Below are 22,103 nucleotides of genomic sequence, written 5' to 3' on the forward strand. Positions count from 1 at the left end.
CTCAGGCCGCCGCCAGCGCCTGCGCCAGATCGGCGACCAGATCGTCGGGATGCTCGACGCCGATCGACAGGCGAATGGTGGTGTCCAGCACGCCGATGCGCTGGCGCACTTCCAGCGGCACGCCAGAGTGGGTCATCGCCGCCGGATGGCTGGCCAGCGATTCCGTGCCGCCCAGGCTGACGGCCAGCTTGAACAGTTGCAGCGCGTTTAGGAAGGCGAACGCCGCCTTCTCGCCGCCGCGAATGTCGAAGGAGAAGGTCGAGCCCGCACCCGAGCATTGCGCCCGGAACACCTTTGCGGAAGCACTTTCGGGATCGAGAAACGGCAGGTACTGCACCTTTTCCACCTTGGCGTGATCGCGCAGGAACTGGGCCACGATTTTCGCATTGGCGTCCGCTTTTTCCATGCGCAGCGCCAGCGTTTCCAACGAGCGGCCGAGCATCCAGCAGGAGTGCGGATCGAGTTGCGTGCCGATGGCCCCGCGCAGCGCCTTGATCGGCTTGATGACGTCCGTCCTGCCCATCGCCGCACCGGCGATCAGGTCGGAATGGCCGCCGACATACTTGGTCAGCGAATAAAGCGACACGTCTGCGCCGAGCTCCACCGGGCGCTGGAAAACCGGCCCGAGCAGCGTATTGTCGCACATCACCACCGGGCGATGGCCTTGCGATTGCTCCAGCTCGTCGGCCACCGCCTTCATCAGTGCAAGGTCGATGACGCTGTTGATCGGATTTGACGGCGTTTCCACCAGTATGATCGACACTCTGCCCTTTGCCACCGCCTCTTGCGCCGCCTTGCGCACCGCTTCGCCGTTCACCCCGTCGGAGAATCCTGTCGCGCCAATGTCGAATCCGGCCAGCGTACGCGCCAACAACACTTCCGTGCCGCCATAGAGAGGCTGAGAATGCAGCACCACATCGCCCGGCCGCGCATAGGCGAGGATCGCGGTGGTTATGGCCGACATTCCCGACGAGAACAGCACGCAGCTTTCCGTATTCTCGTAGACGGCCAGCCGGTCCTCAACGATCTCGCTGTTGGGGTGATTGAAGCGCGAATAGACAAGCCCGGCCGCCGTGCCCTGCGGCGGCTCCTTGCGGCCAGAGGTGTAATCGAAGAAATCGCGGCCCTCTTCCGCCGAACGGAACACGAATGTCGAGGTGAGAAACACCGGCGGCTTCACTGCGCCTTCCGAAAGCAGCGGATCGAAGCCGTAGCTCAGCATCATCGTTTCGGGATGGAGCTTGTGGTTGCCGATATGGGTTCTGGAGGGTTTTGGCGCTGTCATGACGATCCCCGGAAGTGGCCTTGCGGCCGTTTTTCAGTCTCTCGCGCAATCTAGCGCAACCAGACGGCTCAATCCTTGCTATTTTCGACCAGCCATGACTGAGATAGCGCAATCCTCATCCAAAAATATCAATTCATGACCCAGAAAATTGCCGACGATTTCGACCGCAGGATATTGAAAGAGTTGCAGGCCGATGCGCGCCTGCCGAATATCGAACTGGCCGAGCGCATCGGCCTGTCGCCCTCACCCTGTCTGCGCCGCGTGCGCCGGCTGGAGGAAACCGGCGTCATCCGTGGCTACACGGCGTTGGTCGATCCGGCCGCCTATGGCTGGACCATGACGGCCATCGCCACCATACGGCTCGTCCAGCAGAATGAGGATGACATCGTCATGTTCGAGCAGGCGGTGCGCGGCTGGGAAGAGGTGCTGGAGTGCCATCTCGTCACCGGCTCGCGCGACTATATGCTCAAGGTCGTCGCCCGCGACCTTGGCGACTATGAGCGTTTCATCAAGGAAAAGATCGCGCGGCTGAAATGCGTCGCCTCGATCGAGACCAGTTTCATCATGAACACGATCAAGGAACGACGCATGTGAAACCGGTAATTCCGTTCCGGGGTCAACGGAAAGCCGCAGGCGAAAAAAGGGGCGGTTTCCCGCCCCTTCGGCCTTGTTTCGAACCGGCTGCCTTTATTGCAGCGCCTTGTCTGTGATCGCCGTCGTATAGGCGCCCTCCGGCTCCTTGGTGATGATCTTCTGGTCGAGGAGCGCCTTGGTCGTGCGCTCGTAGACGACCGGATCAAGCTTGCCGTCGCCGATCAGCTTCGCCACTTCGCCCACCATGCGCTGCTGATGGTTTTCATCCTGCCCGCCAGCTTCCATCACGGCTTCCGCCGCTTCTTCCGGGTTGTCGACGGCATATTTCCAGCCCTTCATGGAGGCGCGCACGAACCGCACCATCTTGTCCTCGAAGGCTGCGTCCTTGAGATTGTCCTCGATGACGTAGAGCCCGTCCTCGAGCAGGTCGTTGCCGAGCTCGGTGTAATTGAAGACCACGAGGTCTTCCGGCTTGAAGCCTGCGTCGATGGCCTGCCAATATTCGTTATAGGTCATGACCGAAATGCAGTCGGCCTGCTTCTGGATCAGCGGCTGCACGTCAAAGCTCTGCTTCAGCACCGTGACGCCATCGGGACCGCCCTCGGTGGGCAGGCCAAGCTTGTGCATCCACGCATAGAACGGATACTCGTTGCCGAAGAACCAAACGCCCAGCGTATGGCCCTTGAAGTCGGCTTCGGTCTGAATCGGTCCATCCTTCGGGCAGATCAGTTCAAGGCCGGACTTGGCGTAAGGCTGGGCGATGTTGACCAGCTTGACGCCCTTGTCGCGCGCGGCCAGACCCGCCGCCATCCACGTCACGATCACATCGGCGCCACCGCCGGCGATCACCTGTTCGGGCGCGATATCCGGTCCGCCGTTCTTGATTTCGACGTCAAGGCCTTCTTCCTCGTAAAAACCCTTCTCCTTGGCCACGAAATAGCCGGCGAACTGGCCCTGCGCCACCCATTTGAGCTGCAGCACCACCTTGTCGGCGGCCATGGCCTGAGCTGCGGCGAGAGACATGGCCCCCGCCAGCAATGATACAAGCATTTTTTTCATTGTTCTCACCCTCTGAAAGAGCCGCCTAGCCACCACGGATAGACGGATGCCAAAACGTGACGGCGCGCTCCACCAGCGCCACCACGCCGTAGAACAGCGTGCCGGCCAGCGCCGCCACCGCAATTTCTGCCCACACCATGTCGATGTTCATGCGCCCCACTTCCGTGGAGATGCGGAAGCCCATGCCCACCACCGGCGTGCCGAAGAACTCGGCCACGATCGCGCCGATCAGCGCCAGCGTGGAGTTGATCTTCAGCGCGTTGAAGATGAAGGGCATGGCCGCCGGCAACCGCAGCTTGACGAGCGTCGGCCAGTAGCCGGACGCATAGGTGCGCATCAGGTCGCGTTCCATGTGCCCGGATGCGGAAAGCCCCACCACCGTGTTCACCAGCATTGGGAAGAAGGTCATGATGACCACCACCGCCGCCTTGGAAGGCCAGTCGAAGCCGAACCACATGACCATGATGGGCGCGACCCCTATGATAGGCAGCGCCGCCGCCATGTTGCCGATGGGTAAAAGCCCGCGCCGCAGGAACACGAAGCGGTCGGCGGCTATGGCCGCTATGAAGCCGCTCGCGCAGCCGATGATGTAGCCGGCCAGAACCGCCTTCAGCACCGTCTGCCTGAAATCGGCGGCCAGCACCGCCGTCGAGACCCCGATACGCTCCGCAATGGCGCTCGGCGGAGGCAGAAGCAGGAATGGTATGCCTGCGCCGCGCACGATCGCTTCCCACAGGATCAGCACCCAGGCGCCGAAGATCAGCGGAATGATCAGGCCAAGCAGCCGCCTTCCGCCCAGCGAAGCGGGCTTCAGCATGGACAGCACGCTCACGCAGCGCCAGGCGAGCAGCCATGCGCCGACGAGCGCCAGATAGAAGGAAGGCCCCGCCCGCCCTTCATGCCCGGAGACACCATTGAGCAGCAGCCATGCAGCGCCATGCGCGCCGATGAAGAGAAGTATGGCCTGCGCAGCCGGCTTGCCGGCCATTGACCATGCGCCAGCCGCCGCAAGGGCGATCAGCCCGAGAGCGGGCCATATATTGCCGGGGCCGCCATCCCCGGCCGCTGCGACCTGCAAGACGCCGCCGGCAGCGGCCGCCAGCAGGACCAGCGCGATCTGCCATGGAAGCGAAGCTCTCATGCCGGCCTCCCGCCCATGGCGCGGTCGGTGATGCGCCCGGCCAGCCCCACCAGCGCCACCAGCATGACGGCGACCAGCGATCCGGCCACCAGCGCCGCCCATATGTCGATGGTCTGGCTGTAATAGGCGCCGTTGAGCAATTTTGCGCCAATGCCCGCGACAGCGCCGGTCGGCAGTTCAGCGACGATCGCGCCGACGAGGCTCGCCGCCACAGCCACTTTCATCGACGCGAACAGGAACGGCAGCGACGCCGGCGCCCTCAGCTTCCAGAACACCTGGGGCCTTGTGGCGTTGTAGGTGCGCATCAGGTCAAGATGCATCACTTCCGGCGAGCGCAGCCCCTTCACCATGCCGACGGCCACGGGGAAGAACGACAGATAGGTCGAGATCAGCGCCTTGGGAAACAGGCCGGTGATGCCGATGGAAGCGAACACAACCACCACCATCGGTGCAATGGCGAGGATGGGAATGGTCTGCGAGGTGATGATCCACGGCATCAGGCTGCGGTCGAGCGAGGCGAAATGCACGATGCCGACGGCGATCAGAATGCCGAGCGCGGCCCCGAAGACGAAGCCGACGAAGGTGGAGGAGAGCGTCACCCATGAATGGTAAATGAGGCTGCGGTTGCTCCACGGCTTCACCGTGAAGGTGGACTTGTAGAAATTCTGCGCCACCTGATGCGGCGCCGGCAGCGTCGGCTTGGGTTGCGACCAGGTGCGCATAAGGAATTCGATCTGTCCCGGCGTCTCGCCCGCCCGGCGGTCGAGATCGCGCTGGAACGGACCGTTCAGCACCACGGCGAAGGCGTACCACGCCACCACCAGCACAGCCAGCAACGTGGTGACGGGGATGATTTTGGATCGAAAACTGTCCATTTCAGCTCTCAATCCTCATAGCTGTGCCCGGCTTTGAGGCCATCGCGCACGCGCGCAGCGATGGCGAGGAATTCCGGGCTTTCGCGGATATCCAGTGGCCGCTCAAGCGGCAGGTTGGTGTCGATGACGTCGGTGACCCGCCCAGGACGCGGCGACATCACCACGATGCGGGTGGAAAGATAGACGGCCTCCGGGATGGAGTGGGTCACGAAGCAGATCGTCTTGTTTGTCCGCGCCCACAGTTCCAGAAGCTGCTGGTTGAGATGGTCGCGCACGATCTCATCCAGCGCGCCGAACGGCTCGTCCATCAAAAGCAGGTCCGCGTCGAAGGCGAGCGCCCGGGCGATGGAGGCGCGCTGCTGCATGCCGCCTGAAAGCTGCCAGGGATATTTCTTCTCGAAGCCCGAGAGATTGACGAGTTCGAGGGTGCGTCTGATCCGCTCGGCCCGCTCGGTCTTCGAAAGGCCCATGATTTCCAGCGGCAGCGCCACATTGTCGGCGATGGTCCGCCAGGGGAAAAGCGCCGCCGCCTGGAACACATAGCCGTAGGCGCGGCGTTCACGCGCCTGTTCGGGCGTCATGCCGTTCACCATTATCGTGCCCGAGGTCGGCTTCTCCAGATCGGCGATGACCCGCAACAGCGTGGTCTTGCCGCATCCCGAAGGGCCGATGAAGGACACGAATTCACCTTTGCCGATGGTCAGGTCGACATTGCTGAGCGCCTGCACGGGGCCGTCATTCGTATCGAAGACGAGGCTGAGCTTGCTGGCGGCGACCACATCGGCAATGCCGCCCTGGGCGATCGGGATTGCGGGGGCTGGCTGGTGACTGGCAATCGCATTCATGAAGTTTACGCCTTTTCCCGATTGTTCTTGTCGTCCGCCATAGACCTTACACCCCCGTGGCCGGGATGCCGCTGCGCTCGATCCTGCGCGGCGCCGTAATCTCCTTCCATGTCGACAACGCCCGGTTCGGCGCCGCATTGGGTTCGCGCGCCACGAACTGTCCGTGGCCGGGCTTTGTTTTCATCTCGCTTTCCTGAACCACCAATTCCCCCCGCGAGAAGACGAAGCGCGGCAGGCCCCTCACCTCCATCCCCTCGAAGACGTTATAGTCGATCACCGACTGCTGCCCCCCAGCCGAAATGGTCTTCTTCCGCTCCGGGTCCCACACCACGATGTCCGCGTCGGCCCCTTCGACGATCGCGCCCTTCCTCGGATACATGTTGAGGATTTTGGCGATGTTGGTGGAGGTGACCGCCACGAACTCGTTCATGGTCAGCCGCCCGGTGTTCACCCCCCTCGTCCACAGAACCGGCATGCGGTCCTCCAGACCGCCGGTGCCGTTGGGAATCTTGGTGAAATCACCGACGCCGAAACGCTTCTGTTCGGTGGTGAAAGCGCAATGGTCCGTCGCCACCACCTGCAGAGAACCCGCTTGCAGGCCGGCCCACAGCGAATCCTGATGCAGCCTGTTGCGGAACGGCGGGCTCATCACGCGGCGCGCGGCGTGGTCCCAATCCTTATCGAAATATTCGCTTTCATCCAGCGTCAGGTGCTGGATCAGCGGCTCGCCATAGACGCGCATGCCCTTCTGGCGCGCCCGGCGGATCGCCTCATGGCTCTGCTCGCAGGAGACATGCACCACATAGAGCGGAACGCCCGCCATGTCGGCGATCATGATGGCGCGGTTGGTCGCCTCTCCCTCCACCTCCGGCGGACGTGAATAGGCATGCCCCTCCGGCCCGTTATTGCCCTCGGCCAGCAACTTCTGCGAAAGGGCCGCCACGACATCGCCATTCTCGGCATGGACAAGCGGCAGCGCGCCCAGTTCCGCGCAGCGCTGGAACGAGGCGTACATCTCGTCGTCGTCCACCATCAGCGCGCCCTTGTAGGCCATGAAGTGCTTGAACGAGGGGATGCCCTTGTCCACCACCTCGGCCATCTCGTCGAACACCTGCTTGCCCCACCAGGTGATGGCCATGTGGAAGGAAAAGTCGCAGGCCGCTTTCGATGTCTTGTTGTCCCACATCTGCAAGGCTTCGAGCAGCGATTGCTGTGGTCCCGGCAGACAGAAATCGACGACCATCGTCGTGCCGCCAGCCACCGCCGCGCGCGTGCCGCTTTCGAAATCGTCAGCGGAATAGGTGCCCATGAAGGGCATTTCGAGGTGGGTGTGCGGGTCGATCCCGCCCGGCATCACATAACAGCCGGAAGCGTCGAACTCGTGATCGGCGTGCAGGTCCTGCCCGATCGCCACTATCCTGCCGTGCTGGATCAGCACGTCCGCCTTCCAGCTGCGGTCAGCGGTTACGACAGTGCCGTTTCTGATTACTCTCGTCATTCTGGTTCCCCTTGTTGCCGCCGCTTCTTTAACGAGCGGCTTGAAGCATTCGGTTCATGCGATTCAATTCATTCGACGATCTCCGCCGTTTCGATGACGGCATGGAGGAGGACGTCGGCTCCGGCGGCGGCCCATTCCTTCGAGATGTCCTCGGCCTCGTTGTGCGACAGCCCGTCCACGCACGGGCACATGATCATCGTCGCCGGCGCCACCTTCGCCACCCAGCACGCATCGTGGCCCGCGCCCGAGACGATGTCCATGTGCGAGTAGCCAAGCTTGTCGGCAGAAGCCCGCACCCGTTCCACCAGTTCGGGCGCGAAGCTCACCGGATCGAAATGCCCCACCGCCTCCACCGCGCAGCCGACGCCGAGTTCTTTTGCGATCTCATGCGCCCCCGCCTCGATCCGCGCCCGCATGGCGTCGAGCTTGGCCTGGTCGGGCGAGCGGATGTCGACCGTGAACACCACCGTGCCCGGCAGCACGTTGCGCGAGTTGGGCGAGAACGTCACCTGCCCCACGCCGCCCACCGCGCCCGGCTGGTTCTCCATCGCCACCGCCTGCACCAGTTCAAGGATGCGGCCCATCGCCAGCCCGGCGTTGACCCGCATCGCCATCGGCGTCGAGCCCGTATGCGCCTCCTTGCCGCTCAGCGTGAACTCCAGCCACCACAGCCCCTGGCCATGGGTGACGACGCCTATCTGCCGGTTTTCCGCCTCCAGGATCGGCCCCTGCTCGATGTGGTATTCGAAATAGGCGTGCATCCTGCGCGCCCCCACCTCTTCCTCGCCCACCCAGCCGATGCGCTGCAACTCGTCGCCGAAGCGCAGCCCCTCCTGATCGGTGCGCGCATAGGCGTAGTCGAGGGAAAGCTCGCCCGCGAACACCCCCGACGCCAGCATGGCCGGCGCAAAGCGCGCCCCTTCCTCGTTGGTCCAGTTGGCGACGACGATCGGATGCTTCGTCCGGATGCCGAGGTCGTTGAGCGAGCGCACCACCTCCAGCCCCGCCAGCACGCCCAGAACCCCGTCGAACTTGCCGCCGGTCGGCTGGGTGTCGAGATGCGAGCCGATATAGACCGGCAGCGCATCCGGGTCAGCGCCCGCCCGCGTCATGAACATCGTGCCCATGCGGTCGACGCCCATCTCAAGCCCCGCATCCGCACACCAGCGCCGGAACAGATGGCGGCCCTCATTGTCGGCGTCGCTCAGCGTCTGGCGGTTGTTGCCGCCCGCAACCCCCGGCCCAATCTGCGCCATCTCCATAAGCGACGACCACAAACGATCCGGATCAATGCGAAGGTTCTCGCCGGAGGCGGCCATTCCATTCCCTCTCTTTCAGCGAGCGCTTTCACCCCTTACCGGGACGCGGAAACACCCATTATTGTTTTCCTTGGCAGCCCCGGCGGAATTTTTTCCGTCTCTGGCGGGACTGTCCTGAAGGCGGGGGCGGCGCTTCTCCCCGCGCCGTCCCTCACCCGATCATTGTGGCCGGTCAGTCGACCATTCTCAACACCTCGCGGACATGATCGATCAGTTCGTCGATCTGGCCCTTGGAGATGATCAGCGGCGGCGACAGCGCAATGATGTCGCCGGTGGTGCGGATCAGCGCCCCACGTTCGAACGCCTCCACGAAAGCCTGGAAGGCGCGCTTCGTCGGCGCCCCGGCGATCGGCTCCAGTTCGATGGCGCCGACGAGACCGATATTGCGGATATCGATGACATGCGGCTCGTCCCTGAGCGAATGCAGCGCCTCTTCCCAGTAGGGAGCGAGTTCCGCGCCACGGGTCAGCAAGCCTTCTTCCTTGTAGGTGTCCAGCGTGGCGAGCGCCGCCGCCGAAGCGATCGGGTTGCCCGAATAGGTGTAGCCGTGGAAGAACTCGATCATGTGCTCGGGACCGTTCATGAACGCGTCATGCACGTCCTTGGTCACGAACACCGCGCCCATCGGGATCACGCCGTTGGAAACGCCCTTGGCGGTGGTGATGATGTCGGGAATCACGTCGAAATAATCGGCGGCGAACGGCGTGCCCAGACGGCCGAAACCGGTGATGACCTCATCGAAGATCAAAAGGATGCCATGCTTGGTGCAGATGTCGCGCAGACGCTTGAGATAGCCCTTCGGCGGAATGAGAACGCCGGTCGAACCCGCCACCGGCTCCACGATCACCGCCGCGACGGTCGAAGCGTCGTGCAGCGCGACGATGCGCTCCAGTTCGTCGGCGAGATCCGCGCCGTGCTCGGGCTCACCCTTCGTGAAGGTGTTCTTGCCGGGCAGATGGGTGTGCGGCAGATGATCGACGCCGGTCAGCAGCGTGCCGAACATCTTGCGATTGGAGACGATGCCGCCTACCGAGATGCCGCCGAAATTCACGCCGTGATAGCCGCGCTCGCGGCCGATCAGCCGGAAGCGCGAACCTTCGCCCTTGGCGCGATGATAGGCGATGGCCATCTTGAGCGCGGTGTCGACCGATTCCGAACCGGAATTGGTGAAGAACACATGCTCCATGCCCTTCGGCGCGACGTCGACGAGCCGGTTGGCCAGTTCGAACACGATGGGATGCCCCATCTGGAAGGCCGGTGCATAATCGAGCTCGGCGGCCTGATTCTGGATGGCCTCGGTGATCCTGGGTCGGCAGTGGCCGGCGTTCACGCACCACAGGCCGGCGGTGCCGTCCAGGATCTTGCGGCCGTCCGAAGCGGTGTAATGCATATCCTTGGCGGCGACCAGCATGCGCGGCGCCTGCTTGAACTGCCTGTTTGCCGTAAAAGGCATCCAGAATGCGGAAAGATCGTTTGGCGTTACCTTGAGCCTGTTGGACATGACCAAGCCTCCTGATGGTTGATGTCTCGCGGCCAACGCTTGGTCCGTCGCGTCAATTCATGCTAGGCAATTTTTGACCGGTTGGACAAACGTTAGCACCGCTGTATGAGCGGTCAAGCCATTACTAGCCGAAAAGCCCTGCGGTTTTCCCGTTCCACAGGGGCGGGAACAACTGGTCCAGAGAATTGGTCCAGATTGCACCGGACAGGAAGGACGCTCATTTCATGGAAACCGCAGCACGGCCGCTGACGCGCATCCAGCAGGAAAAGCGGGAGGTGATCCTTGAAGCCGCGCTCGATGTCTTTTCCGCCAACGGTTTCCGGGGCTCCACCATCGATCAGGTTGCAGACGCGGCCGGCATGTCCAAACCCAACCTGCTCTATTATTTTCGCAGCAAGGAAGAAATCCACGCCACGCTGATGGAGCGTCTGCTGCACACCTGGCTGGCTCCCCTGCGCGAGTTCGATGACGGGGACGACCCCATCACCGAGATCAGGAGCTATATCCGTCGCAAGCTCGAAATGGCGCGCGACTTTCCAAGGGAAAGCCGCCTGTTCGCCAACGAGATTCTTCAGGGCGCACCGCGGATTGCGTCCCTGCTGGAAGGCGAGCTGAAGCAGCTCGTGGACGAGAAGGCGCGCATCATCACAAAGTGGATGCGCACCGGCAAGATCGCCAAAGCCGATCCCTATCACCTCATCTTCGCCATCTGGGCGACCACCCAGCACTATGCCGATTTCGACGTACAGGTGCGTGCCGTACTCAGCCCGGCGCGCGACGGCGACGGTCGCTACGACGACGCCGCCCGCTTCCTCGAACAGCTCTTCATCGGCTGCCTCAGGATTTAAGCAGCGCTGCGAACGGACGACATATCAGCCGCTTGCGCCAATAGCCTGAATCAGCGTCGTAACTTGCGACAACGGCCCGGCGGCCTCAGGCAGCCCTGGCCGCCTCGGCCGGATGCAGCGCGTGGAAAGACACGCACAGGCGATTCCAGACGTTGATCATGCCGATGGCGACCGTCAGCTTGACCAGCTCCTCTTCGGAAAAGTGCTTCAGGCTCGCCTCATAAAGCGCCTCCGGAACACCCTGCCCGGAAATCAGCGTCACCGCTTCGGTGTAGGCGAAAGCCGCGCGCTCGCGCTCGGAGTAGAGCGGCGATTCCTTCCAGGCCGAAACCAGGAACACACGCTGCTGGCTCTCGCCGTCCCGCATCGCCTCGCGGCTGTGCATGTCGACACAGAAGGAGCAGCCATTGATCTGCGAGGCCCTGAGCTTGACCAGATGCAGCAGCGAGTGTTCAAGGCCGGACGCCTCGACTGCCTGATTGAGCGCCCGCACCTGTTTCATGATCGCAGGCGCCGCCGCGAAAAAATCCATCCTCTGTTTCATCTCTTCATCCTTTCATTTCACTTGCCTGAAACAGGCTTTTGCGGCCGCCGGTGTTGCGCCACGAAGGCGCAGGCGGCAGCGACCGAACGGGGATCTGCGTCGCCCATGAAGTCGGCCACGATGGCGGAAAGCTTTTCGGCGGCCAGCGCCGCACGCCAGGCTTTCTCCGCGCGAAGCATCGCAACCTTGATGCCGCACGGCTTCACATAGGCGGCGTCCGGCAGTTTCACCGGACCGTTACGGCGAATTTCACCACAGCGAAACGCCGGCTGCGGCCCTTCAACCGCCAGCACGATATCGAGCAGGGAGATGTGCTCTGCGGCACGCGCCAGCCGGTAGCCGCCAGCAGGCCCGGGAACGGATTCCAGAATGCCTGCGCCAGTCAGCGCCTGCAGATGCTTGAGCAGATAGCTCTGCGACAGGCCAAACTGTTCGGCCAGCGCCGAACCCGGTATCGTCGCCCCTCCATCGACCCCTGCCAGCGTCGCCGCGCAATGAATGGCCGCCTCGACGCCCTCGCTGAGTTTCATTCAGTCCTGCTCCATTTCATGGATAAGGATTATCATGGATAAATAATATCCACAATTAGACAGAACGAATGCAGGCGTCTCTGCTGACACCTCCTGAAATGGGGCCCGCGATTTCAGGCATCTTATCCGCTGCCCGACAAGCACAGGCGGAGCCGCTTCCCCCCGGTCGCGGCTCCGCCCGGCCCGGGAGGAACTTTATTCGGCCGCCGTGCGCGCCATCGGGTTGTTCGGGTGTGTGGTCCAGTTGGCGTAAACGGGCGAGACGGGCTGGCCCGTGCGCTCGTCGATCTCGCCTGCAGGCAGCGGCTGCATGGTGATGCAGCCTTCCACCGGACAGACATTGACGCACAAATTGCAGCCGACGCACTCAGCCTCCATCACCTCGAAATGGCGCACGCCATCGACCATGGAGGTGATCGCCTGATGCGATGTGTCCTCGCAGGCGATGTGGCAGCGCCCGCACTTGATGCAGAGCTCCTGGTCGATATGCGCCTTGGCGACATAGTTGAGGTTGAGATACTGCCAGTCGGTGACGTTCGGCGTGGCACGCCCGACAATGTCGGAGAGCGAGCGATGCCCCTTCTCGTCCATCCAGTTCTCAAGACCCGCAATCATTTCCTGAACGATCTTGAAGCCATAGGTCATGGCCGCCGTACAGACCTGCACATTGCCCGCCCCCAGCGCCATGAACTCGGCGGCGTCCCGCCATGTAGTCACGCCGCCGATGCCAGAGATCGGCAACCCCGCCGTTTCGGCGTCGCGGGCGATTTCAGCCACCATGTTGAGCGCGATCGGCTTCACCGCCGGCCCGCAATAACCGCCATGGCTGCCCTTGCCGTCGATCGATGGCTCCGGCGAAAAATTGTCCAGATCGACCGAAGTGATGGAGTTGATGGTGTTGATCAGCGACACCGCGTCGGTGCCGCCGGCCTTCGCCGCCCGCGCCGGCTTGCGAATATCGGTGATATTGGGCGTCAGCTTGGTGATGACCGGCATGCGCGTATATTGCTTGCACCAACGCACCACCATCTCGATATATTCCGGCACCTGCCCCACGGCGGCGCCCATGCCGCGCTCGCTCATGCCGTGCGGACAGCCGAAATTGAGCTCGATGCCGTCCGCCCCGGTCTCCTCGACCAGCGGCAGGATCGCCTTCCACTCCTCCTCCTCGCAAGGCACCATGATCGAGGCGACCAGAGCCCTGTCCGGCCAGTTCATCTTCACCTGCTTCATCTCGCGCAGGTTGGTCTGCAGGTCGCGGTCGGTGATCAGTTCGATATTGTTGAGGCCGAGCAGACGCCGGTCCGCCCCCCAGATAGCGCCGTAGCGTGGACCATTGACGTTGACGACCGGCGGTCCTTCCGACCCCAGCGTTTTCCAGACGACGCCGCCCCAGCCCGCCTTGAAGGCTCGCTCGACATTGTAGGCCTTGTCGGTCGGCGGCGCGGACGCCAGCCAGAACGGATTGGGCGACCTTATGCCGACGAAATTGCTGCGCAGGTCCGCCATGCTCATGCCCTCCCGTTTGCCGTCAGCGCCCGATGGATGCTCTCGGCCGCGTCGCGCCCCTGCGCCACCGAGGTCACGGTCAGGTCGTCCCCGCCATGGATGCAGTCGCCGCCGGCCCAAACTTTCGCCATGGTGGTGCGCCCTTCACCGTCCACTCTGATACGGCCGTTCCCCAGTTCGATGGCGACGCCGCCGGAGCCGTTGAGGCCGGCTGCGGCGAAGGTCTGGCCGATGGCCTTGAATATCTGGTCAGCCGGCAGGCTGAGCAATTCGCCCGTGCCGGCCAGCCGATCGCCTTCCATGGTCGTGTATTCCAGTTCCAGAGCTGTCGCCTTGCCGTTATGCGAGATCACCCGTCGCGGCTGGAGCCAGTGGCGGATGATCACGCCGTTGGCTGTGGCGAGGTCCTGTTCGTACACAGAGGCTTTCATATCCTGCTTGCCGCGCCGGTAGCAGATCGTCACCTCCTCCGCGCCGAGCAGCTTCGACTGAATGGCGGCGTCGATGGCCGTCATGCCCCCGCCGATGACGATGACGCGCCGACCGACCGGCAGCGATGCGAGATCGGCGGTCTGGCGCAGGATGGAGATGAAATCAACGGCGTTCTCCACGCCCGCCACATCCTCGCCCTCCGCCCGCAGCGCATTGATGCCGCCGAGCCCCATGCCGAGGAACACGGCATCGTAACCGCCGGCGAGATCTGCGAGTTGGACGTCGCGCCCGAGCGCCATGCCGTTTTTGATCTCGATGCCGCCGATGGCCGTTACATAGTCGACTTCGGCCTGCGCGAAATCGTCCGTGCTTTTGTAGGCGGCGATGCCGTACTCGTTGAGGCCGCCGGCCTTGGGCCGCGCCTCGAATATGGTGACGTCATGGCCGCGAAGCGCAAGGCGGTGGGCGCAGGCGAGGCCCGCCGGGCCAGCGCCGACGACCGCCACCCTTTTGCCGCTGCCGTGACCGGGGCGATGGTAGAATTGCCGCCCCTCCTCCATCGCCACATCGGTGGCGTAGCGCTGGAGGCGGCCGATCTGCACGGGCTTGCCCTCGGCGGCCTGCCGCACGCAGGCTTCCTCGCACAGGGTCTCGGTCGGACAGACCCGCGCGCACATGCCGCCCAATATGTTCTGGTCGAAGATCGTCTTCGCCGCGCCGAGCGGGTTTCCGGTCGAAATCTGCCGGATGAACATCGGTATGTCGATGGAGGTCGGACAGGCTTCCATGCACGGCGCATCGTGGCAGAAATAGCATCTGTCGGATTCGACCAGCGCCTCGTGGTGATCGAACGGCGGATGAAGATCGGCAAAGTTTTCGGCATAGGCTTCCGCCGGCAGCCGGCCTCCGGCGATGCCCTGTTTGAAATGACCTGCCGCCATTCCACGTTCCCCTTGTTTTTATGTTTTGGGGAAGGCTAGCATATCCGGAGCTTTTATCAATTAGTCAATTTTGACCAAGTGATTGAAAATACAAAGACAAACATGATTATTAAAATCATGTTTGTCTTGTCGCCTGTGAACAGCCCCGCCAAAAAACGGCTGCCGCAGCTTCGCAAAGCCGCCGCATCCGTTAAAATCCCGTCAACACTCCCTTTATGATTTGCGCCTAAAGCTCGGCGCATGTTTGCGTACAATTTTAGTCGGGTTTTACCTGTTGTGGCGCTGCTCGGCCTCTCGGCCTGCGCCACGCCGCCCAGCCAGATCAACAATGTCTGCGCGGTCTTCGACCAGCGCGACGGCTGGATCGACAACTGGCATTCGGCGGCGAAGCGCGCCGAGGCGAAACACGGCATACCGGTGCCGGTGCTGATGGCCACGGTGCGCAAGGAATCCGGTTTCAAGGCCAATGCGAAGCCGCCGCGCGGCAAGCTGCTCGGCTTCATTCCATGGAAGCGGCCCTCCACCGCCGCCGGCTATTCACAGGCGCTCAACGGAACTTGGGCGCAGTATCGTTCCGAGACCGGCAACTTCGCGGCAAGGCGCACCTCATTCGCCGACGCGGTCGATTTCGTCGGCTGGTATCACGCCAGGAGCGCCAGCACGCTGGGCATCGCACGCAACGACACCTACAATCTCTATCTCGCCTATTATTCCGGATGGATCGGCTACAGGCGCGGCTCCTGGAAGAACAATTCCGGCATCCGCAACTATGCCCGCGAGACAGACGCCATGGCCCGCCGCTACGCCCAGCAGATGCAGAGCTGCGGACGATTGTAACCGGCAGCCCCGCTCACCCTCCATTCGCTCCGGGAGAACGACGTTACCGCGAGCCGGGATGAGGCGGCGGTTCGAAACTGCGCCTAAAGCGGGCTGCGATCTTTCAGATTCGCTCCCTATGCTTTAAGTTTTGTTTTTACGCATGTCGTTGCCCCGAAACCGGTTCCCGCCTTCGAACGACATGCTTTAGTATTCCTTCTCGTAGAAGATGCCGCCCTTGGCTTCGCCAGCGTCGCTCGCCTCGCCGCGCAGCTTCACGCCGCGTCCGACATTGAGGTCGATGCGCGCCTTGCCGGAACCCGGCTTTTCCCCCTTCTGGATCGTCACATAGGTGCGGTCGTTCAGATATTTGCCGGCCTGCACCGAAGTGCCCCCCTGATCGTCGGTAATGACGTCGAGATCGTCAACGCCGAGGGCGTTGCGCAGGTTCTGCAAGAGCGAGGTCGAGCCGCCGACGCCCGCAAGCTGGGCTGCCGCTTCCGCAAGCTGGGCGATCTGCAACGGCGACAGGTTCGACATGGAGCGGCCGAAGATCAGGCGCGCCAGAACCTCGTCCTCCGGCAATGCCGGCACGGAGGAGAACACGAATTGCGGATTTGTGGCCTCGCCCCTCACCGAGATGGTCACAGTGGCGTCGGAAGCCGTCGTCTCCGCCACGAAGTTCAGGTAGGGAATGGTGGAGCCCGAAAAGGTCAGCGTTCCTTCGGTGAAATTGAGCCGCTTGCCGAGGATTTCCAGACGGCCGCGCCGCAAGGTGAAGCTGCCCACGGCCTCGGGCGAGGTCGCCGCGCCGGTCAGCCTGATGCTGCCGCCGAGCTCCGCATCGACGCCCCTGCCCTGCACGAAGATCGAGTTGGGCGCGTTGACCGTCAGGTCGAGGTTCATGCCGCTCTTCGGCCCGCCATCGCCGCTGCTCGGCGGGTTGAGCGCCCGGTCCTGCTCGCGCACGGCGGCGGGCGCATTCCTGTGCTGCACGTTGAGCTCGGAAAGCGAGGTCGGCAGCTTGGTCGGCACGGTGATCACCGTGCGCGCCAGATTGATGACGCCCGACAGCATCGGCGATGCCGTGAGTTGGCCCTTGATGGTCAGGTCGCCGCTCAGGTTCGCGGTCACGATGTGGCCATCGGTATAGCGCCCGTCGGCGAGCCGGATGCTGATATCGGCAGGGAAACCCGAATTCACGTCGATGCCGACCGTGCCGCCCACGGTAAGCGTGCCGCCCGACGACAGCCGACCGGTCAACCGGTTGATGGTCGCCACGCCGTTGCCCATGGAAACGTCGAGCGCGATGTCGTTGACGGCGATGCCGGCCTGCGCGGCGACGAAACGGGCTCCATTCGAGCGGACGGTTCCGCTGATCGCCGGCGAGGTGGCCGGACCGCTCACCTTCAACGCCACCGCCGCCGTGCCCTCCATGGACATGCCCTGCCCGGCCAGCATCCGGTTGGCGATGGCGAAAGGCACATTGCCGTTAAAGTCGAGCGAGAGGTTCGGCGTGCCCTGCGTGGTCACGGCGCCGCCGCCCTGCAACCTCATCCCCGAGCCTTCGGATATGGTCGAGGTGAAGTCGAGCCGGTTGTTGGCGAAGGCACCTGAAGAATCGATGTCGATGCCGCCAAGGCCCGCGCTGCGGGTCTGCGCCGCCGCAAGACCGCTCGCCTTGAGGTCATATTTCACCACCGGCGCGGAAGTTGGTCCGGTTACGTTCACCGTTCCCGAAATGCTGCCCGCCGCATCGAGCCCCGCGGAGAAATTGTTGGCGACGGAAACCGGCACCGCGTTGAGGTCGGCCTTGATGTCGAGCGCGTCGGCAACGGCTCCGGCAACCGTGATCCTGCCGCTGCCGATACCGATGACCAGCCGTTCCAGAGCCGTGCGCCCGTCCTTCACCACGATGGTCGAGGGCTCGGCGATGGCCGCGCGCGCACCCTGAAACGTCGCCTGTCCCGATTGCAGTTCCAGCGTCGTCGTGCCGTCAACGACCTTGACCCTTCCGGCGGCGCTGGCCGGAATGTCCTTGACCGTCGCGCCGCCCGAGAACCCCGTCCACTCGCCGTCCTGCTTGAGGTCGATGGCGATGCCGGTGACGGCCGTGCCGCCGGAATTCACGCCATCGGCCCTGATCGTGCCGGAAATCGCCGGCGCTTGTGCATAATTGGCGACAAGCGCGTCGATCCGCACGTTGCGGGCGTTGAGGTCGCCGCGCGTGAGGCTTTGCGTCGCCGCCTTAATGTCCACCTGCGGCACGCCCTCCGGCTTGCTGAAGGTGACGCTGCCGTTCAGCGCGCCCTCCACCTTTTCCAGCGCAAGCGCCGCCAGTGGCCCGAGATCGGGCAGTTCGAAGCCGATCCGGCCTTCGGGAAGGAACTTGTCGTCCAGCACCAGATCGCCGTCGATGCGGTTTTGCCCCAGCGACAGCGTCAGCCCGTCGATGCGGCTTTGCCCGCCTTCCGACTTCAGCGTCGCTTTGCCCTGCAATCGCTCGCCCGCGACGTCGCCCGCAAGCGCCACATCGGCGGCCGGGTTGGCGACGTCGGCTCTGGCCGTCGCGTCCAGCTTCAGGCCCGTGATCTCGCGTTCGGCCACGACCAGCCTGTCGCTGCTCACCGTCAGCGCCACGTCGGGCCCTGCCAGCGAACCGCTGGCCTTGAGGACAAGCGCAATCGCGCCGCTGGCCTCCTGCGCAAACGGCGCGATATCGGCCAGCGCGCCGTTCAGTTCGGCCGCGATCATCCCGTCCGTGAGGCTCGCCTTGCCATTGGCCGACAATGGACCCGACAACAACTCCAGCCTGTCGGCGTCGACATTGCCGTTGCTGTCGCGGCGCAAGGCAAGCGAAAGCGTGGTGCGCTCGCCCAGCGCAGGCCTGGCGGCGGCGGGAAGCGCAGCCGAGGCCACGTCCGCCTTCACGTTCAGCTCGATCGAACCGTCAGCCAGCGAAACATTGCCGTCGAAGCCGCCCTTCAGCGCGTCGCTGGCGATCTCACCCTTGCCGATGGTGATGGTGTCCTGCGTGACGTCGCCTTCCACCAGCGCGGTGATGCGGCCGGCGATCAGCGGCGCGACGGTGGGGTTGTCGAGCCCGATCTTGTCGGCGCTCGCTGTGCCCGAGATCGGACCGCTGCGGTTTTCGATATCGAAGGCGTCGGAATGCAACGCCAGCGCGATGTTGTCGACACGCATATCCTTGGTGGCGACGCTCGCCATCTGCGTCTCTATATCCACCGCCGGGGCCTTGCCCTCTCCGAAGGCGCGCAGCGAGGCCGAGCGCAGCTCTATATCGATCGGGCTTTCCTCGCTGCCAAGCCCCAGCGGGACGGTAGGCCCGACCGAGGTCAGCTCCAGCGAGAAATCGGTCATGCCGGCCGGATTGATGCTGCCCTTCGCCGCGCCATGCAGCACCGGCGTATCGACCGTCGCCGTCTCGACCGTGACGCCCCGTTCCGCATCCCTGCTGCCGGCAATCTCGAACCGGGTGTTTCCGGCCAGAAGCGGCCGGAACTGGGTCGGCGCAAATCGCGCGAAATCGCCATTGCCGCTGATCTGGACCCGGCTTCCCGTATCGGTGAAGGCGTGGTGGCCCGAAATCTCGGTGATCAGCTCACCGCCGGCGTGGAAGACGCCGCGCCCGGTCCAGTCCGCCAGCGGCCCCTTGCCGGTAAGCGCGATGTTGACCGGCGGTGCGTTGGGTAGTTGCAGAAGGTTTGCGATGATGCCGCCTGCCGGCTCGGAGGCCTGGACGTTGAGGTCCAGCCGGTTGTCTTCGGGCAGAAAATGAACCAGCGCCGAAACGGAGCCCTCGTGGCCGTCGCGCCGCGCCACCGAAAGGTCGGCCTCCACAGCCAGTGGCGAGCGCTCCGCCCGCACATGCCCTTCCGCGGCCAGTTCGGCGATGCCCGCCCCGGCCAGAGCCTCTCCAAGCGCGATCTGTGGCAGGTCGATGGAGCGGATATCCACCGAAACCGGCAGCGAAAATCCGCCGCCTGTGCGTGGTTTTTCGTCAGGGTCGGAAACTGGAGCGCGCGCGGCCTCGATGCGCCCGACGGCAACCCGGTCGGCGAGGAATGTGCGCGAAATGAGCGCGAATGGCGACCAGTCGACGGCCACCTCCCGCAGGACCAGCCAGGGCCCCTCGCGATCTTCCAGCACCACATGATCGACCCGGAGATTGCCGGACCATATGCCGCTGATGCCGCGCACGGTCACTTTTGCGTCATCGGTGGACGCCACGGAGGAAATCAGCCCGGCAAGGTTCTCGCGACCTCGCTCGGTCGTGGTCAGCACCACGGCGGCGCCCGCAAGTCCGGCCACGGCGACAAGCACCGCATAGAACAGAACGCGCATGATCCGCCTTGCAATCTTCATGCTCTTCGCCTGCCGTTCCATCGCGTCAGAAGGACTGCCCGATGCCCGCATAGATGCCGTAGCGCGGATCGCCCGGCTCCCGGTTGAGCGGGACGGCCGCATCCACCCTGAGCGGCCCGAAAGGTGTCAGATAGCGCAGGCCGATGCCCGCGCCCACCTTGAGATCGGAAAATTCCGGGAACTGCTTGTGCGAAACCGTGCCGGCGTCGACGAAAGGCACGACGCCGATCGTGTCGGTGACGGCGATGCGCAGTTCGGCCGAGGTCTCGAAATAGGAAAGGCCGCCGGTCGGCTTGTCAGTCAGCGGATCTTTTGGCCCGATTCCCTGATAGGAATAGCCGCGCACCGAACCGCCGCCGCCGGCATAGAAGCGCCGGTCGGCCGGCACATGGGAAAGCCCCGCGCCGAGAATCGAGCCTGCGGCCACACGGCCGGCCAGCACCAGGCGGTTGCTTTCCATCGGCGCGTAGTAGGCCGAGCCCTCGCCCCTGACCTTGACGAAAGCCTTGGAGTTCAGGGCGTCATAGCTCGGCTCCACGAAAGCGAGGAGACGGAAGCCGCTGGTGGGATTGAGCCGGTCGTTGCGCCTGTCATGCACATATTGCAGGGGCACAGAGGCGATCAGATAGTCGTTCTTGCCATAGGCGTCGGTGATCTCGGAATAATCCAGCGAAAGCTCCGCCGACACCGTGCTGTATTTGCCGAGCTGGTAGGAAAGCCCCGCGCTGCCCTTCACCGAGAAGCGGTCATAGGCGTCCGGGTGCTCGTAGACTGTCTTGAGGCTGGCGAAGAATTTCGAGGCCGGCCCCACCACGCCCGGCTTCTCGAACATGACGCCCGCATTGTAATTCAGCTTCTTGATGTCGTTGGAGCCGATGCCGCTGATCGAGCCGTCGACGCGCAACTTCTCGGCGCGGCCGAACAGGTTGCGATGGCCCCAGTAGCCCTCGATTCCCAGACCTTCGGTATTCGAAACCGTGCCGCCGATTCCCAGATAGCGCGTCTTGCGTTCCGTGACGTTGATGTCGATCGGAATATTGCCTTCGGCGTCGAGCTCATCGGCCTCGCGCAACGTCACGCTGTTGAAGACCTCCATGCCGAGCAGCCGCTCGCGAGCGTCGTCCATTTCATCGGGCGAATAGCGCTCGCCGCGTTTCAGCCCCGCCATGTAGCGGGTGAATTCGGGGTCCATCCGCTCGGTGCCTTCGACGGTGGTCTCGCCATATCCGGCCACCGGCCCGGCCTTCACCGTCAGCGTCACGTCAAGCGTCGTCGTGTTGTGGTCGGCCACGATTTCGCGATCGGTGATCTCGGCCAGCGGCCGCCCGTCCTCCTTCAGCGCGCGCACGATCAGCGCCTCGGCCTTGAGGATCGCGGCCGATCCTGCGTCGCCACCGGAGATCAGTCCGAAATCCGCGCCGGTCAGCCCCGCCGCATCGCCTTCAAGCCTTATGTCGCCAAGGGTGAATTTCGGGCCGGGGGCGACGTCGATCACGACAGGAACGGGTTGCGGCCCCCTGAATTCTGCGTCGGGCGGCAGATCGTCGATGGAGCGTCCGTCGATCGAAACGTTGACCACGCCCTCATAGCGCGCATCGGCATAGAGCGCTGCGACGAGTTGCTCGCGGTCGCCGCGCGCCTTGGACATCAGGCCGAGCGAACCGGAAACCGGCCGGTCCTCGTCGCTTTTCAGCGTCGAGGCGGCCTCCAGCTTCTTCTCCAGATCTACATAATCGTCCGGTACATTGATGGTGACGGTGTAGTTCATCGGATCGACGATATCGGAATCCTCGTCCCCGGACGAACCCCACAACTTGATCCCGAACAGTTCGAAAGCCGCCGCCGGCTGCGGCGCATAGACCATCGCGGAGCTGGCGAAAAGCGCAAGCAGCAGCGCGCGCGGCAGGGAAAGCCCTGCCGCCGGCGTATGTGCTGCCTGCTTCATATCGTACCGCATTCCGCCAACTTAACGAACAAAGT

At 63.7% G+C, this 22,103-nt stretch carries 17 protein-coding genes; 3 read left to right on the plus strand and 14 right to left on the minus strand.

The genetic code is table 11. From position 1 onward, the window contains the following. Position 1: 1 nt before the first annotated feature. On the minus strand, positions 2-1,285 hold the full coding sequence (locus tag ABID44_RS05770) for a cystathionine gamma-synthase family protein (RefSeq protein WP_354150738.1): 1,284 nt from the start codon (positions 1,283-1,285) through the stop codon (positions 2-4). 135 nt (positions 1,286-1,420) lie between these two features. On the opposite strand from ABID44_RS05770, the gene ABID44_RS05775 reads away from it, so the two are divergent. Further along, positions 1,421-1,879 carry an Lrp/AsnC family transcriptional regulator gene (locus tag ABID44_RS05775; RefSeq protein WP_354150739.1) on the plus strand — a complete coding sequence of 153 codons (459 nt, stop codon included), beginning with the start codon at positions 1,421-1,423 and terminating at the stop codon, positions 1,877-1,879. A gap of 93 nt (positions 1,880-1,972) precedes the next feature. Here ABID44_RS05775 and ABID44_RS05780 read toward each other — a convergent pair whose 3' ends face one another. From ABID44_RS05780 to aptA, 7 genes are all read right to left on the minus strand, one after another. Continuing rightward, entirely contained in the window at positions 1,973-2,938 is a 966-nt protein-coding gene (locus tag ABID44_RS05780) for an ABC transporter substrate-binding protein (protein WP_354150740.1), read from the minus strand. 25 nt (positions 2,939-2,963) lie between these two features. Next, a complete protein-coding gene (locus ABID44_RS05785; protein ID WP_354150741.1) occupies positions 2,964-4,079 on the minus strand; it encodes an ABC transporter permease in 1,116 nt (371 codons plus the stop codon). Beyond that, positions 4,076-4,954, minus strand: coding sequence for an ABC transporter permease (locus ABID44_RS05790; protein ID WP_354150742.1), 879 nt, complete (start codon positions 4,952-4,954; stop codon positions 4,076-4,078). Before ABID44_RS05790 ends, ABID44_RS05785 begins: the two co-directional genes overlap by 4 nt. 8 nt (positions 4,955-4,962) lie before the next feature. After that, the gene (locus tag ABID44_RS05795; RefSeq protein WP_354150743.1) at positions 4,963-5,799 is read right to left on the minus strand and encodes an ABC transporter ATP-binding protein; all 837 of its coding nucleotides are present in this window, start codon (positions 5,797-5,799) and stop codon (positions 4,963-4,965) included. A 46-nt stretch (positions 5,800-5,845) separates the two neighbouring features. Beyond that, positions 5,846-7,297 (minus strand): dihydropyrimidinase, encoded by a 1,452-nt coding sequence (gene hydA, locus ABID44_RS05800; protein WP_354150744.1) that lies wholly within the window; start codon positions 7,295-7,297, stop codon positions 5,846-5,848. A gap of 68 nt (positions 7,298-7,365) precedes the next feature. After that, complete coding sequence (locus tag ABID44_RS05805) at positions 7,366-8,616, minus strand: Zn-dependent hydrolase (RefSeq protein ID WP_354150745.1); 1,251 nt, start codon at positions 8,614-8,616, stop codon at positions 7,366-7,368. A 172-nt stretch (positions 8,617-8,788) separates the two neighbouring features. Further along, entirely contained in the window at positions 8,789-10,117 is a 1,329-nt protein-coding gene (gene aptA / locus ABID44_RS05810) for an omega-aminotransferase AptA (RefSeq protein ID WP_354150746.1), read from the minus strand. Between the two features lie 224 nt (positions 10,118-10,341). Here aptA and ABID44_RS05815 point away from each other — a divergent pair, with 224 nt between their 5' ends. Next, complete coding sequence (locus ABID44_RS05815; RefSeq protein ID WP_354150747.1) at positions 10,342-10,965, plus strand: TetR family transcriptional regulator C-terminal domain-containing protein; 624 nt, start codon at positions 10,342-10,344, stop codon at positions 10,963-10,965. An 85-nt stretch (positions 10,966-11,050) separates the two neighbouring features. Here ABID44_RS05815 and ABID44_RS05820 read toward each other — a convergent pair whose 3' ends face one another. From ABID44_RS05820 to ABID44_RS05835, 4 genes are all read right to left on the minus strand, one after another. After that, positions 11,051-11,509: a carboxymuconolactone decarboxylase family protein gene (locus ABID44_RS05820; protein ID WP_354150748.1), complete on the minus strand. Its 459-nt coding sequence runs from the start codon at positions 11,507-11,509 to the stop codon at positions 11,051-11,053. Positions 11,510-11,526: 17 nt separating this feature from the next. Beyond that, positions 11,527-12,039: an RrF2 family transcriptional regulator gene (locus ABID44_RS05825; RefSeq protein WP_354150749.1), complete on the minus strand. Its 513-nt coding sequence runs from the start codon at positions 12,037-12,039 to the stop codon at positions 11,527-11,529. A 195-nt stretch (positions 12,040-12,234) separates the two neighbouring features. Further along, entirely contained in the window at positions 12,235-13,548 is a 1,314-nt protein-coding gene (gene preA, locus ABID44_RS05830) for an NAD-dependent dihydropyrimidine dehydrogenase subunit PreA (protein WP_354150750.1), read from the minus strand. Positions 13,549-13,550: 2 nt separating this feature from the next. Beyond that, on the minus strand, positions 13,551-14,921 hold the full coding sequence (locus ABID44_RS05835; RefSeq protein ID WP_354150751.1) for an NAD(P)-dependent oxidoreductase: 1,371 nt from the start codon (positions 14,919-14,921) through the stop codon (positions 13,551-13,553). Between the two features lie 240 nt (positions 14,922-15,161). On the opposite strand from ABID44_RS05835, the gene ABID44_RS05840 reads away from it, so the two are divergent. Continuing rightward, positions 15,162-15,758 (plus strand): transglycosylase SLT domain-containing protein, encoded by a 597-nt coding sequence (locus tag ABID44_RS05840; protein ID WP_354150752.1) that lies wholly within the window; start codon positions 15,162-15,164, stop codon positions 15,756-15,758. A gap of 186 nt (positions 15,759-15,944) precedes the next feature. Here the strand turns inward: ABID44_RS05840 and ABID44_RS05845 are convergent, their stop codons facing one another. Continuing rightward, on the minus strand, positions 15,945-20,123 hold the full coding sequence (locus ABID44_RS05845) for a translocation/assembly module TamB domain-containing protein (protein WP_354150753.1): 4,179 nt from the start codon (positions 20,121-20,123) through the stop codon (positions 15,945-15,947). A 25-nt stretch (positions 20,124-20,148) separates the two neighbouring features. Then, positions 20,149-22,068 carry an autotransporter assembly complex protein TamA gene (locus ABID44_RS05850; RefSeq protein WP_354150754.1) on the minus strand — a complete coding sequence of 640 codons (1,920 nt, stop codon included), beginning with the start codon at positions 22,066-22,068 and terminating at the stop codon, positions 20,149-20,151. Between the last annotated feature and the right edge of the window lie 35 nt (positions 22,069-22,103).

It is taken from the genome of Aquamicrobium ahrensii, assembly GCF_040545755.1.
Lineage (GTDB): Bacteria > Pseudomonadota > Alphaproteobacteria > Rhizobiales > Rhizobiaceae > Mesorhizobium > Mesorhizobium ahrensii.

Excerpts from the sequence above, each read along its gene's own strand:
- ABID44_RS05770 (WP_354150738.1), bottom strand. The coding sequence starts at position 1,285 with ATGACAGCGCCAAAACCCTCCAGAACCCATATCGGCAACCACAAGCTC.
- ABID44_RS05775 (WP_354150739.1), top strand. The coding sequence starts at position 1,421 with ATGACCCAGAAAATTGCCGACGATTTCGACCGCAGGATATTGAAAGAG.
- ABID44_RS05780 (WP_354150740.1), bottom strand. The coding sequence starts at position 2,938 with ATGAAAAAAATGCTTGTATCATTGCTGGCGGGGGCCATGTCTCTCGCC.
- ABID44_RS05785 (WP_354150741.1), bottom strand. The coding sequence starts at position 4,079 with ATGAGAGCTTCGCTTCCATGGCAGATCGCGCTGGTCCTGCTGGCGGCC.
- ABID44_RS05790 (WP_354150742.1), bottom strand. The coding sequence starts at position 4,954 with ATGGACAGTTTTCGATCCAAAATCATCCCCGTCACCACGTTGCTGGCT.
- ABID44_RS05795 (WP_354150743.1), bottom strand. The coding sequence starts at position 5,799 with ATGAATGCGATTGCCAGTCACCAGCCAGCCCCCGCAATCCCGATCGCC.
- hydA (WP_354150744.1), bottom strand. The coding sequence starts at position 7,297 with ATGACGAGAGTAATCAGAAACGGCACTGTCGTAACCGCTGACCGCAGC.
- ABID44_RS05805 (WP_354150745.1), bottom strand. The coding sequence starts at position 8,616 with ATGGCCGCCTCCGGCGAGAACCTTCGCATTGATCCGGATCGTTTGTGG.
- aptA (WP_354150746.1), bottom strand. The coding sequence starts at position 10,117 with ATGTCCAACAGGCTCAAGGTAACGCCAAACGATCTTTCCGCATTCTGG.
- ABID44_RS05815 (WP_354150747.1), top strand. The coding sequence starts at position 10,342 with ATGGAAACCGCAGCACGGCCGCTGACGCGCATCCAGCAGGAAAAGCGG.
- ABID44_RS05820 (WP_354150748.1), bottom strand. The coding sequence starts at position 11,509 with ATGAAACAGAGGATGGATTTTTTCGCGGCGGCGCCTGCGATCATGAAA.
- ABID44_RS05825 (WP_354150749.1), bottom strand. The coding sequence starts at position 12,039 with ATGAAACTCAGCGAGGGCGTCGAGGCGGCCATTCATTGCGCGGCGACG.
- preA (WP_354150750.1), bottom strand. The coding sequence starts at position 13,548 with ATGGCGGACCTGCGCAGCAATTTCGTCGGCATAAGGTCGCCCAATCCG.
- ABID44_RS05835 (WP_354150751.1), bottom strand. The coding sequence starts at position 14,921 with ATGGCGGCAGGTCATTTCAAACAGGGCATCGCCGGAGGCCGGCTGCCG.
- ABID44_RS05840 (WP_354150752.1), top strand. The coding sequence starts at position 15,162 with ATGTTTGCGTACAATTTTAGTCGGGTTTTACCTGTTGTGGCGCTGCTC.
- ABID44_RS05845 (WP_354150753.1), bottom strand. The coding sequence starts at position 20,123 with ATGAAGATTGCAAGGCGGATCATGCGCGTTCTGTTCTATGCGGTGCTT.
- ABID44_RS05850 (WP_354150754.1), bottom strand. The coding sequence starts at position 22,068 with ATGAAGCAGGCAGCACATACGCCGGCGGCAGGGCTTTCCCTGCCGCGC.